Source organism: Bradyrhizobium sp. T-12, from assembly GCF_058314695.1.
In genome coordinates this window covers 777,776-790,645 of sequence record NZ_CM177756.1, presented here as the reverse complement: position 1 = coordinate 790,645, position 12,870 = coordinate 777,776, and the positions used below count along the sequence as shown (strand labels likewise).

The window sequence follows — 12,870 nt, the reverse complement described above, 5'->3', positions numbered from 1 at the left end:
GTGCCCCGGAACGACGACAACCTCACTTCCCCGGCGGCGCGATGTAGATGTTCCAGCTCATCGACGGGCCGGCTTTGCCGTGGGTGAAGCGGCGGGTCGTCATCACGATGCGTTCGGCGTTGGGCGCGGTCTCCGACACCCATTTCTCGAACGCAGGCAGACGGCCGTCGGTCGGATCGAACACGCCGATGAAACCGTACTTCTTGGCATCGTCGCGCGAGGTCAATCCGGAATCCCAGGCCTCCAGCGGCAGCAATGCCGAGGGATGATCAGGACTGTAGAAGACCAGCGGCTGAATCTGCTCCATCGTGCCGGCAACGACGGCCCAGCGCGAGGCGAAGCGGCTGTGCCAGGCTTGCGTCAATTCGCGCGCGAGCTCCGAGCGCGCGCCGTAAATCTGCGCGTTGCCGGCATTGGCCGCCATCTCGCGCGCGGCGATCCAGGGCGAGGCGGCGAGCGTCGCGACGCTGAGCACGAGCCAGATCGCGGTGATGTTGAACAACACTGCGCTCTGCACCCGCAGCGCCGGAATCGCGACCAGCGCCAAGGGCACCAGGAAGAACAGCGAGATGCCCCAATCCGTCTTCATGTAGATGCTGAAAGCGAGTGCACCGAGCGGCGGGCCGACCGCAACGATGACCTGCACGATCCAGACATTCAGCGCCTGCGAAAGGTTGACGCCCGGATTGGCGCCGCGCGCCCAGGCGCGCGTGACGATGCGCGAGGGCGCGCGCAGCAGCAGGTTGAACCACGGCGGCACCCACGCCATCGCCAGCGCGGCGAGCGCCACCGGCAACGCCAGCAGCGCAATGTTATGCAGGGCATAGCCGGCCACGAGCTGATGCAGAAGACGGTCGTCATGGAGACTATAGGTGTCGCCGGCATAGGTCAGCGGCACGAAATGCGCATCCGCCAGCCAGACGATGTGCGGGATCATCGCCGCGACCATCGTCGCGATCGCCACCCACGGCGCCGGCGAGGCGAGGAATTTCATCCGCTCCGGATGGATCAGCGCGGCAAGGCCGATGGCGCCGATCATGGTCAGCACCCAATATTTGGTCATCAGCGCCAGCGCGCCGGCAAGGCCGAGCCAGAGGCCCGATTGCCAGCTGCGCTTCTCGAACGCGTTGAGATAGGCGAGCACGAGCAGCGGCAGCGTGACGAGCTGCAGCAGGTCCGGATTGTACTTGAAGCCCTTGAAGTTGAAGATCGGGTAGAGCGCGACCATCACCACGGCCAGGAACGCGCGCCGCGCATCCACGACGCGCAAGGCCACCAGCCAGCAGATCACCATGCCGAGGCCGACGGTCGCCATCGCCAGCGCGTAGGTCGCCCAATCCGTCGCCGGGAACGCCGTGAACCAGAGGCCGGCGACCCAGCCCGACAGCGGCGGGTGCTTGCCGTAACCCCAGAGGAATTTCTGGCCCCAGCCCCAGGCTTCCGCGACGTCCATGTGAACGTCCTGCGCGGCCTTGAGATTGATCAGGATGAAGGTCCAGAGCACCGCATGCAGGATGGCGAGCTGGATCACCAGCCACAATCTCGCCTCCGGGCGGATTGCGCAGGCGACCAGCCAGGCCCGGAAGCGGTCGAAGCTCAGGCGGGTTTTCGCGCGTGGTCGGGCGGACGAGATCGACGTCGTGGACATGGGCGCCTGCGTAGCGCGTTTTGCGCCCGAGTGAAATCAGCTTGACGTGAATGCATGACCGCCCGGCCCGCAAAAACGATGCGAGATCACCGCGCCAGCATTTCGGGGCGATACTCAAAATGCATCGTGTCGTAGTGATACCATTTGCCGCCCCAGATGAAGCCGTGACGCTCGAAGATATCGACGATCTCCCGCGGCATCCTGTTCTTGTAGGGAATGGACTTTCCGCGGCCCGCCCATAGCCAATAGTCGGAATATTTCAAGTTCAGATCGATCGCGACGGCATAGCCATGCATGCTCATCTTGCCGGTGTCCGCGACCGGCCGGCACGACAGCACTCCGGCAATCGGATAGGCCGCAGCCTTCAGCTCCGGTTCGAGCTGGTCGATCTCCGCGGACACCTCCTTGAGCCGGTCGGCCACACCATTGATCCGCGTCACCCGGACCGCCTTCCCCCACGAACGCGGCAGCCAGGTGATGGTGACGAGATTGCGCTGCACCGCTCCGTTGCGGCAGTCGCCATACATCTTCGTGAAGAACGGTTCGTTCCGGAACCGTCCGGGGTCGGCGTTCACCGCGGGCGGCCCGGACGCACCGACGGGATACGGCAATCGGAGCTGGTCCAGGATCGAGGCATCGCGCAGGCGCTGATCGAACGTCTTGTCATCAAGGCCATCGTCCACCGGCATCGCAGTGCCGTCGCGCCACAGGATCTGCTTGCCGTCGTGACTGGCGAGGAAGTCGGGATAGGCACGCACCAGCCGGTCGAGAAGCTCGGTCCTGGTTTGGGCGCCTGCCGGCACGGACGCAGCCACGAGCGCGGCAAGGATTTGCATCGCTCGAAACGCAGCCTTCATCGACGCTTGCCAGCCTGATCGAGCAGCGCGACATTCGCTTCCTCGATCGCATTGAGTTTTGAATTCCATGTGCTCGGCGAATACCACGGGAAACGTTCGAAGCGGGCCTTGAGGTCCGCCGCTTCGAAATATCGTCCCCGCCGCGCAAAGATCTCGTTGCGCGCGATACGGAGCTCGTCTTGGGACAGCCCGCGCAGGTCTGCGACCGTGAGCAGCCGTCGATCCGAATCGGGAAAGATGAAGCCGCCTGGCGCAGGACCGCCGGATTCATAACGATCGATCAGGGCGACATTCGCCTTCTCGACGGCGTTCAACTGCGGATCCCAGGTGTGGGGCACGTACCAGGCGAACCTGCTGAACCGCGCCGTCAGATCGGGCGAGTTGAAGTAGCGGCCTCGCCGCGCAAAGATTTCGTTTCGCGCGAGGCGCAGCTCATCCTTGCTCAGCGGCCTCAAATCGCCATCGGCAAGAAGCCGGCTGTCGGAATCCGGAAACAGAAGATCCGATTGGGTTCGAGCGGCCGCAGCCGCGGACGGCGTGGAATTCGCAGGAGGCGTTGAGATCGGCGCCGGCACGTTGACCGCGGCGACCTGGCCGGCCGGCGTGCCCGAAAAGTAAAATGATCCGTCGATCGGCGAGGAGGAGACCCAGGGCTGCTGGTTGCTGCCGGTGGCGCGCTTGACGAGAAGTCCCACCTGATTGAACGTTTGAAGCACGTCGAGGCCCGGACGCTGCATCGTCTCGACCAGCGCGCGCGTGTAAGGGCTGTGTCCGTCGGATCCGTCGAGCGCGACGTTGCCGGGTTGCGTCGCATAGGAGAGCAGCGTTCCCTCCGGCGCCCGGATCTGCGCGAGACCGCTGTCGGAGCCACGCAGGCCGCGTCCGCCAAACGGATTGTTCCTGCACGCATCGAGAATGACGATGTTCAGCTTGGTTCCTGCGCCGTCCATCTGCCGAAGCACCAATGCGGCGTCGACCATCTGGAAATCGACGTCGGTCTCACGCGTCGGATTGGCGGAAATCGGCACGAGGTAATTGGTCCCGCGGACCTGGATGCCGTGGCCAGCGTAATAGAACAGGGCGACGTCCGCGCCGATCAACTGGTTACCGAAGCGCTGGACCGCTGCGTCGAAGCTGGGCTTGTCCAGCTCGACCTGGGCACCGCCGCCGACCAGCGTGAAGCCGAGCTTCTGCAACGTATCGGCCACCAGCACCGCGTCGTTCCGGGGATTTTCCAGCCGCGACACGCTCTGGTAGGCGGAATTGCCGATGACGAGGGCGACGCGCTTTTCAGCAGCGGCCGGGTGGGCAAAACACACTACAAACAGCAAGGCGAAAAGAAACTTCCAACACATTGCCCATTTCCGTGACAGAAAGCCGGAAAGCTAGCAGAGCCGGCCCCTGAAATCGATGGCTGCAGGCCGGATTGCAGCGGCATGGCGGATCGATCTCCGCCCCTTCCCGGACCGCCGCAAGCCCGGGCGGCTAAACCCCTCCAGAGGCTCCTCCGTGCGGACGCGGGAAGACCAAGTGAATGGTTGCCGCACGGAGATGTGAGTGGTATCCCGCGCCCATGACGACCGTCCCCATTTCGAACATCCGCAATTTCTCCATCGTCGCCCATATCGACCATGGCAAATCGACGCTGGCCGACCGCCTGATCCAGATGACCGGCGGCCTCTCCGACCGCGAAATGGCGGGCAAGGAGCAGGTGCTCGATTCCATGGACATCGAGCGCGAGCGCGGCATCACGATCAAGGCGCAGACGGTGCGCCTCGCCTACCGCGCCAAGGACGGCAAGGACTACATCTTCAACCTGATGGACACGCCCGGCCATGTCGACTTCGCCTACGAAGTCTCGCGGTCGCTGGCGGCCTGCGAGGGTTCCCTGCTGGTGGTCGACGCCAGCCAGGGCGTCGAGGCGCAGACGCTCGCCAACGTCTACCAGGCGCTCGACAACAATCACGAGATCGTCCCGGTCCTGAACAAGGTCGACCTGCCCGCGGCGGAGCCCGAGAAGATCAGGCAGCAGATCGAGGACGTCATCGGTATCGACGCTTCCGACGCGGTGATGATCTCGGCCAAGACCGGTCTCGGCATCCCAGACGTGCTGGAAGCCATCGTCACCCGCCTGCCGCCGCCGAAGGGCGACCGCGACGCGACCTTGAAGGCGCTGCTGGTCGACAGCTGGTACGACGTCTATCTCGGCGTCGTCGTTCTCATCCGCGTCGTCGACGGCGTTATGAAGAAGGGCAGCCGCGTGCGCATGATGGGCACGGGCGCTGCCTACGACGTCGAGCGCGTCGGCTTCTTCACGCCGAAGATGCAGCAGGTCGACGAGCTCGGCCCCGGCGAGATCGGCTTCATCACAGCCGCGATCAAGGAAGTCGCCGACACCCGCGTCGGCGACACCATCACCGACGACAGGAAGCCGGTCACCGAGATGCTGCCGGGCTTCAAGCCGGCGATCCCCGTCGTGTTCTGCGGCCTGTTCCCGGTCGACGCCGACGACTTCGAGACGCTGCGTGCCGCGATGGGCAAGCTGCGGCTCAACGACGCTAGCTTCTCCTTCGAGATGGAGACCTCCGCCGCACTCGGCTTCGGCTTCCGCTGCGGCTTCCTCGGACTTCTGCACCTCGAGATCATCCAGGAACGGCTGTCGCGCGAGTTCGACCTCAATTTGATCGCGACCGCGCCGAGCGTCATCTACAAGATGAAGCTCACCGACGGCACCGAGCTCGAGATCCACAATCCCGTCGACATGCCCGACGTGGTCAAGATCGAGGAGATCCAGGAGCCCTGGATCGAGGCGACGATCATGACGCCCGACGAATATCTCGGCAGCGTGTTGAAGCTGTGCCAGGACCGCCGCGGCTCGCAGAAGGAGCTCACTTACGTCGGCTCCCGCGCCATGGTGAAATACGATCTGCCGCTCAACGAGGTCGTGTTCGACTTCTACGACCGCCTGAAATCGGTCTCCAAGGGCTATGCCTCGTTCGACTATCATCTGACCGACTACAAGCCGGCCGATCTCGTCAAGATGCAGATCCTCGTCAATGCAGAGCCGGTCGATGCGCTCTCCATGCTCGTCCATCGCACCCGCGCGGAAGGGCGCGGCCGCGCCATGGTCGAGAAGATGAAGGAGCTGATCCCGCCGCACATGTTCCAGATCCCGATCCAGGCGGCGATCGGCGGCAAGGTGATCGCGCGCGAGACGGTGCGCGCCCTGCGCAAGGACGTCACCGCGAAATGCTACGGCGGCGACATCACGCGCAAGCGCAAGCTTCTGGAGAAGCAGAAGGAAGGCAAGAAGAAGATGCGGCAGTTCGGCAAGGTCGACATCCCGCAGGAAGCTTTCATTGCCGCGCTGAAGGTGGATAGCTGAGGCGGGGGCTGGCGACGCGCCGGCCCGACCTCAGTACTTAGCCAAACAAAAAACGCGAAAACAACCCCATGCACAGTAGCCGCCCCCTTGGCGGCATTGCGTTTTTTGGGAGCTTACGAAGCCGGTTTGCTCCGTCGGGCAAAACAGGGCTACCGTGAGAGCATCGCGGAAGGCGTGATGCAAGCGATCACGTCCGATCCCTGACCGATCACGCTTTCTTCGCCGCGACGTACCGCGCGAAATTGTCGAGGATCGCCTGCCAGCCGCCCCGCTGCTGCTCCTCCGAGTGCGTGGTTTCGCCATCGAACGCGACGCGGACGACAACGCCGTTCGGACCGGGCACGAACTCCACCTCGGCCTTGCGATCGCCGAAAGCGTATTCGATCCGCTTGTGCTCGACGATCTTGGTGTAGGTGCCGGCGAAGTCGAAGCCCATGCTGCCGTCCTTGGCTTCCATCCGCGACGAGAAGGCGCCGCCTTCGCGCAAATCGACCGTCGCCTTGGTCGTGTGCCAGTCGTCGGACGCCGCATTCCACTTCACGATGTCGGCGGGCGTCGTATAGGCCTGCCAGACCTGGTCGATGGGGGCGGCGACGCTGGTTTCAACGGTGATCCTCATGGGCATTGCTCCAGTTCATTCCTGCAGTCGAGGTGCGACATCACGTCCCCCTGTGCCGCCATGGGCGGCACTTTTCGGGACTTGTCACCCAAGGACGATTGAAACCCGTCGGCGCCGACATGGTCGAGCGAAAAAAAATCGTCGGGAGACGCGTCCACCTGCGCGCAATCAGCGCGTCAGCATATCTTTTGAAAACGGTCGCGCCAGCGCGATACCTTGACCGGCGGCAGCACGTAGCTCTTGCCTTCGGCTGCGACCCTCAGGGGCTGGCCCGCCCCCAAAAGATCCAGGACGCGGTTTTCCAGCATGCGCCATTGATCGTCGGCGAGCCCGGGATGACCAAGGTCCGCCTGGTTGAACATCGAGGTGTTCGGCGGGAAGGACTGAGGGCCCGCATATGCGAAGCCGGCGAACTCCATCTGCGTCTTGCCGTTGCCGATCGTGATCGAGGCTTCGGTGTGGTCCTTTGTCGGCGCATTCCCCGGATAGACCGCATCCAGCTCAAAATGCGAACCGCAGCCGATGCGGAACACGGTCTTGCCGCGCGGGTCGGAAAAGGCAAGCCATGGCCGATCCTGGCGGTCCATTTCGAACGTCCATGCACCGCTCCACATGTCCTTCGAGGGGCCGCCGGCCGCCTTTGCCGCAGACAATCCGAGCCACATCAGGGCGAGGGCAAGTTGGAGCCGTCTTGCACGCTTCGTCATGGTCCCCTCAACGCGAAACGCGACGAACATTTCACAAAGGACATCTCGACTGGCCTGCTCAGATCGGCCTTGTCTTCCCTCGAATGGCCATCGACCGTTTCAGGACTTGGTCAGCATCGGCAGTGCGACCTTGATTCTTGTAGATGCCGGCGAGGTTGTCCAGGACACCAGCAAGATCCGGATGATTGGAGCCGAAGGTTTTCTCGAAAGTCGCCACCGACCGCTTGAACAGCCGCTCGGCCTCGCTGTTTCGCCCCTGACGCGCATAGAGTGCACCGAGATTGTTCAGCGCCTGAGCGACGTCGGGATGATCGGGACCGAAGGCCTTCTCGGCCACCACCATGGACCGCTTCAGAAGCCGCTCTGCATCGGGATAGCGATGCTGCTGGATGTAGGTATCTGCCAAATTGTTCATCAGCACCGTCGCTTCGGGATCGTCGGGGCCGAGTGCTTTCCGCACCACGGCGAGGCCCCGCTTAAACAGCGGCTCGGCCTGATCGTATCGGCCCTGGCTGCTGTAGACGGCGCCGAGATTGCACAATGGCGACACGATCAAGGGGTCATTGGCGCCGAGCACTTTCTCGTCGATGGCGATCGATCGCTTCAGGAGCGGCTCCGCTTCCGCGAAGCGCCCTTCCGCGCGATAGAGATCGCCGAGATTGTTCAGCACCATGGCGACTTCCGGATGATCCGGGCCTAGCGTCTTCTCGCGGATGGCCAGCGCCCGCTTGTACAGCGGCTCGGCAACGGCGAATTCGCCGAGATTGTGATGGATCGTGCCGAGGTCGCTCAGCGGCATCGCGACGCGCGCGTCGTCCGGGCCGAACTGCTCCTCGTGAAGGGCCAGGGCCTTCTGGGCCAGTGGCAGCGCTTCCGCGTACTTCCCTGCCTGATAAAGCACCTTCATCTGCCGCGTGAGCGCGCCTGTCTCGCCCTCCTCGCCGTAGGAGGGCGAGCCGAACGACAGGCTCAAAGCCAGCGCGGCGACTGCAACGCGGATCGATGCTGTCAGGGTCTTCATCGCGTCTTTCTCTCGTCCCGGCAAAAGGGGACCAACACGCCGTTGGTGCTCCCAAAAGCCGGACAGGTTCAAGGCGGCGGCAGCTGTGCGCAGCCGCGAGAACAATCACATCGTCATTGTCCGAGCTGCTGAAGCACGGCGAACCACAATGCGAGCGGCTCCCTGAGGGCGCCCGGCTCGGACGGCTTCTGGCGAACGGCGGTGTGCACCATGACGAGCTTCGAGGCTGGATCGACGAGGATGACCTGACCGCGGATGCCGAGCAGCGCAAATCTGCGCGGCTCACCGGGCAGCAGCCAGACCTGATAGCCGTAGCCGAAATAGGATGTGGCGACGCCCGGAGCGAGATGACCATCGCCTGGTCTGACGGTCGTGGCATCGAGCAGCCACTGCCGCGGGATCAATTGGCGGCCTTCCCAGGCGCCGTCATGTGCGAGCAACCGGGCCAGGCGCGCATAATCGCGCAAGGTCGCGTTGAAGCAGCAAAAGGCAATCTCCTGCCCGCTGCCGTCGATCGCCCACGACGCATCGGCCTCTGCGCCGATGGGGTCCCAGATCCGGTCGTGAAGATAGTCGGCAACCGGCGTGCCCGTGGCGGCGCGCAGGACCAGGCCAAGGATCTCGGTTTCAACGCTTGCATAGTGCCATTTGGTCCCCGGCGGCGCGCTTCGGGTGTTGAATTGCGCGACGATTGCCGCGGGGTCTTTCGGCTCATCGACGAACAGCGCCCGCCCAAGCCGGGCGATGTCGTCGTTGCCATCGTAGACTTCCGAGAATTCGACGCCCGACGACATGTTCAGCAAGGCCCGGATGGACGTGTTGCCATATTCCGTTCCTGCAAGCGCGGGGACGTAGGTCGAGACGAGGTCGTCAATCGACTTGATCCGTCCCTCCGAGACCGCGATGCCGACCAGCATGGCAACCAGCGTCTTCGCCATGGACTGCGAGACAAAGCGGTCGCGGTCGGTCCGCGCATATTGATAGTGCTCGTACAGGATGGTGTCGTCCCTGGCGATCAGGAGTCCCGTCGCCGGGTTGCGCTTGAGGTAATCCGCGATGCTCAGTCGCTCGTTACCAAAACTGTAGGCAATCGACGGCTCCGTCGCGCGCTTGAATTGCCATGGCGCCGCCGCGCGACCGATCGCGCGCGAGCGGTATAGCTCGTCGAAATGGCTGTAGACCCCGACCAGCTTGTCGATCTGGGGGGCGCCGCCCCGCGTGCCGACCGGGTAACCCTGAGCCGCGCCATAGAGTTCGGCATCGGGGCCGCTCTCGGAAAAGACCGGCCCCGGATCGCCGGAGGAGCTTTTGCCGTCCTGTGCGTATGCTGGAGGTGCCGCGACCGCGGCAGCAAAAATGATGGGCATGACAAGCCAGCGGCAACCGCGTGGCCTGCAGACTGCTCCCCATGTCATTGAACTTGCCTCCTCACACGTTCCTGTGTGTGCGCTTGCGAACGCGGGCCAGTGACGAGCGTCATGCTATCATGACGGGCAGACGGTGTCAGCGTGCGGTCGCAGCCTGCCTTGCCCTTCACCGCCCAATGGGCCACCATCCCCGCGCGCACCATCAACAAAACCAAAAGCGCAGAGGAAACGCATGAGCAAGGTATCACGCTTCGACTATGGCTGGGTCGTGGTCGCCGCGGGGGCGCTGATGACCTGCGTCGGGTTCGGCACGATGCTGTCGCTGGCGGTGTTCCTGCAGCCGATTTCGGAGGCGATGGGCTGGTCGCGCGCCGGGGTGTCGGCGGCGGCGACGCTGGATTTCCTCTGCATGGGATTTGCCGCATTTCTATGGGGCGCGCTGTCAGATCGGTTCGGCACCCGCATCGTGGTGCTCGCGGGAAGCGTGCTGCTCGGGCTTGGTCTCGTCACCGCGAGCCAGGCGACAAGCCTGTGGCAATTCCAGCTTTGCTTCGGCGCCTTGATCGGTATTGCCGCCGGCAGTTTCTACGCACCGATGATGGCGCTGGCGAGCGCGTGGATCGAAAAGAACCGCAGCCTCGCGGTGGCGCTGGTCTCGGCCGGCATGGGCGTCTCGCCGGTGACGATCGCGCCGACCGCGAGCTGGCTGATCACCGCCTATGACTGGCGCACCGCAATGCTCGTGATCGGCATCGCCGCATGGGCGCTGCTGATTCCCGCCTGCTTCCTGGTACGGCCGGCGCCGGCAGCGGCAGGCGCCGCGACCGCGAACGCGGCACCAGAAGCCGAGCTGACCGCGGCGCAGGCGTTGCGCACGCCGCAATTCGTCGCGCTGGCGGCGGCGCATTTCGCCTGCTGCGCCGCGCATTCCGGCCCGATCTTCCACATGGTGTCCTATGCCATGGTGTGCGGCATCGCTCCGCTTACAGCGGTGACGGTCTACAGCGTCGCCGGCGTTTCGGGCCTCGGCGGACGCCTGCTGCTGGGCGCGCTCGCCGATCGGATCGGCGCAAAGCCCGTGCTGGTCGGCGGCCTGTTCGTTCAGGCGATGTGCATCGCGACCTATCTCGCGGTGGCGCAGCTTGGCGAGTTCTACGCGCTCTCGGTCGTGTTCGGCCTCGCCTATGGCGGCGTGATGCCGCTCTATGCGGTGCTGGTCCGCGAGTTCTTCGGCGCGCGCATCATGGGCACCGTGTTCGGCGCGGTGTCGGCCTTCGCCAGCCTCGGCATGGCACTCGGGCCGTGGGCCGGCGGGCTCGTATTCGACAATTTCCAGCAATACACCTGGCTGCATGCCGGCTCCTTCGCCATCGGCCTCGCCGCCGTCGCGGTGGCACTGAGCTTTCCGACCAAACGACGCGAGCCCATGGATCTCGGCCGCGGCGCGGCCGTCGCACGGTGAGATTTCCGTGGCTAAGTCCAGGGCTCCAGTTGCAAGTCGGTCTCCAGCGGAACGTTCTTGCCCGACGCGACCTCGGTGTTCACGACCGGTTTGCCGTTGCGATCGAACACGCGAACCTTGAGCTGCGATTTCGTCCTGTCGATCTCGAGGCGCGCGAAATTGTCGTCCTGGGTAAAGCCCCATGACTTGTAATGCATGCGCGTCTTGCCGTCCTTGAGCGGAAACGCGTCCCATTGCTCGGGCAATCGGGAATCGTGCACGTACCCATTCGGGTCTCCATCGGCGAACGGAAATGGCCAATAGAACGCCGATGACGTGACCGCGAATGCCCTGAGAGGCAGGACTCTCTTCCTCTGGCCCTGATCCCGCTCGAAGGAGATTTCGGCGACATTCGAGCAGTGAATGTCGCCGGAGAGGAAGACGACATTCTGGATGGCCTCGTCGACGATGTGGTCGAGCAGTTCCTTACGCGTCTGCGGGAATGCCGGCCAGCTATCACTGTCGTCGCGATTGTTTCCGTTGACGTCGAACAGCAGGGTATCGAGACCTTTCTTCGTCCGGTCGTCGATCCGTTCGTCCATCGCATTCGGAACGAACACGCTGGATGAGACGATGAACTTCGGGACGTTGTTGCGATCCTTCTGCATCTGCGAAAGCCAGTCTTTCAGCCGGCGCATTTGTCCGGGATGATGCTCGTCGATGGTGGGATAGCCGAGCATGTAATTGTCGCGCAGTCCGTTATCCAGCGCGCGGTCGTTGTTGTTCTTGTAACGCTGCGTGCGGGTGTCGAGAACGAAGAACGGGTAGCCGCCGCAATCGAACGTATAGTATAGCAGACGCCCCCAGGTGCGCGGACTGTGGCTCCATTGGTAGTTCATGTAGGCGGTGACCGCGTAGTTGAACACCATGTGCTTGCCGGGATCGCCCCTCAGCCGGTCCTGGGTCCAATTATCCTCGATCTCGTGGTCGTCGAGGATCATGTAGGTGCTCGATCGCTGCAGCAGATTGCGCAGGTTCTGCGCCGAATAGGCCGTCGTATAGCGCTCCTGAAATTCGTCGTACCGCTCGGCCCGCAGGATCGGAACGAAGCGATTGAGCATGTCGGCATAGATCTGATCGCCGCACATCATGGTGAAGGAAGCCGCCGGGCCGATTGGGCTGTCCTTGAAGTGCTGGGACATCGGCCCGAAGATCTGGTCGGCCTCCTTGATCTTCCAAAGCAGCCCCGGATAGCGGCACGATCCGAGCAGGAATGCGAGAGTGTCGGCGATCTGCCCCGCAGGCGGGAAGGTGCGGAACGTCGCTTCGCATTTCGATGGATCGAGCCCCAACAGATCGTTCTTGATGATGTTGATGTCAGGCAAGATCGCGATGAGTTGCAGATCGGACGTCCGGGACGTGTTCGGCGTGGGATCGTCGACCGTGAGGACGCCGACCCGAACGGTGTATGCCGTATTCGGCATGAGCGGCTTTGCCGGCACGTTCTTGTTCAGGTTTACCGCGACTGCGACTTCTTCCACGCTGTCGAGGTCGATCGAGTCATAGTAGCCGAGCTGGACGTCAGAGCCGAGGACGAAGGTCCCCGTGCGGTCAAATTCCCGGTTGAGCCGGAAGTACCAAGCGAAATTGATCTTGCCGTCTTCCACGATCCCGATCACGCCAATGGTGCGGCGATTTTCGTCGAGCTGCGCCCTGTCATCCGCGGGGTCCGCAGCGCGGACCCAAATCCTGGCTGTCGTATCAGTGGTGTGACCGACAATCGGTCCCAGTCCCGGCTCGCGCAAACTGACCATGAAAATCTCCC

At 63.5% G+C, this 12,870-nt stretch carries 10 protein-coding genes; 2 read left to right on the top strand and 8 right to left on the bottom strand.

Annotated features, from left to right (window positions below):
- Window positions 1-22: 22 nt before the first annotated feature.
- The 3 genes from AC0WRY_RS03765 to AC0WRY_RS03755 all read right to left on the bottom strand — a co-directional run bounded on the left by AC0WRY_RS03765 (window position 23) and on the right by AC0WRY_RS03755 (window position 3,860).
- Window positions 23-1,648 carry a glycosyltransferase family 39 protein gene (locus AC0WRY_RS03765; RefSeq protein ID WP_194405735.1) on the bottom strand — a complete coding sequence of 542 codons (1,626 nt, stop codon included), beginning with the start codon at window positions 1,646-1,648 and terminating at the stop codon, window positions 23-25.
- Between the two features lie 86 nt (window positions 1,649-1,734).
- Entirely contained in the window at window positions 1,735-2,505 is a 771-nt protein-coding gene (locus tag AC0WRY_RS03760) for a M15 family metallopeptidase (protein WP_194405734.1), read from the bottom strand.
- Window positions 2,502-3,860 carry a caspase family protein gene (locus tag AC0WRY_RS03755; protein WP_491122690.1) on the bottom strand — a complete coding sequence of 453 codons (1,359 nt, stop codon included), beginning with the start codon at window positions 3,858-3,860 and terminating at the stop codon, window positions 2,502-2,504. Before AC0WRY_RS03755 ends, AC0WRY_RS03760 begins: the two co-directional genes overlap by 4 nt.
- A 218-nt stretch (window positions 3,861-4,078) precedes the next feature.
- Here AC0WRY_RS03755 and lepA point away from each other — a divergent pair, with 218 nt between their 5' ends.
- The gene (gene lepA / locus AC0WRY_RS03750; RefSeq protein WP_194405732.1) at window positions 4,079-5,890 is read left to right on the top strand and encodes a translation elongation factor 4; all 1,812 of its coding nucleotides are present in this window, start codon (window positions 4,079-4,081) and stop codon (window positions 5,888-5,890) included.
- Window positions 5,891-6,098: 208 nt separating this feature from the next.
- Here the strand turns inward: lepA and AC0WRY_RS03745 are convergent, their stop codons facing one another.
- From AC0WRY_RS03745 to AC0WRY_RS03730, 4 genes are all read right to left on the bottom strand, one after another.
- On the bottom strand, window positions 6,099-6,509 hold the full coding sequence (locus tag AC0WRY_RS03745) for an SRPBCC family protein (protein ID WP_194405731.1): 411 nt from the start codon (window positions 6,507-6,509) through the stop codon (window positions 6,099-6,101).
- A gap of 176 nt (window positions 6,510-6,685) precedes the next feature.
- Window positions 6,686-7,216: a hypothetical protein gene (locus AC0WRY_RS03740; protein ID WP_491122689.1), complete on the bottom strand. Its 531-nt coding sequence runs from the start codon at window positions 7,214-7,216 to the stop codon at window positions 6,686-6,688.
- Between the two features lie 58 nt (window positions 7,217-7,274).
- Window positions 7,275-8,342: a tetratricopeptide repeat protein gene (locus AC0WRY_RS03735; RefSeq protein ID WP_491122688.1), complete on the bottom strand. Its 1,068-nt coding sequence runs from the start codon at window positions 8,340-8,342 to the stop codon at window positions 7,275-7,277.
- 8 nt (window positions 8,343-8,350) lie between these two features.
- Window positions 8,351-9,604 (bottom strand): serine hydrolase domain-containing protein, encoded by a 1,254-nt coding sequence (locus AC0WRY_RS03730; protein WP_491122687.1) that lies wholly within the window; start codon window positions 9,602-9,604, stop codon window positions 8,351-8,353.
- A 232-nt stretch (window positions 9,605-9,836) separates the two neighbouring features.
- Between AC0WRY_RS03730 and AC0WRY_RS03725 the strand changes: the two genes are divergently transcribed.
- A complete protein-coding gene (locus AC0WRY_RS03725) occupies window positions 9,837-11,066 on the top strand; it encodes an MFS transporter (RefSeq protein ID WP_491122686.1) in 1,230 nt (409 codons plus the stop codon).
- A gap of 11 nt (window positions 11,067-11,077) precedes the next feature.
- On the opposite strand, the gene AC0WRY_RS03720 is transcribed toward AC0WRY_RS03725, so the two are convergent.
- Window positions 11,078-12,859, bottom strand: a complete 1,782-nt coding sequence (locus AC0WRY_RS03720) for an alkaline phosphatase D family protein (RefSeq protein WP_491122685.1) — start codon at window positions 12,857-12,859, stop codon at window positions 11,078-11,080.
- Window positions 12,860-12,870 lie beyond the last annotated feature (11 nt).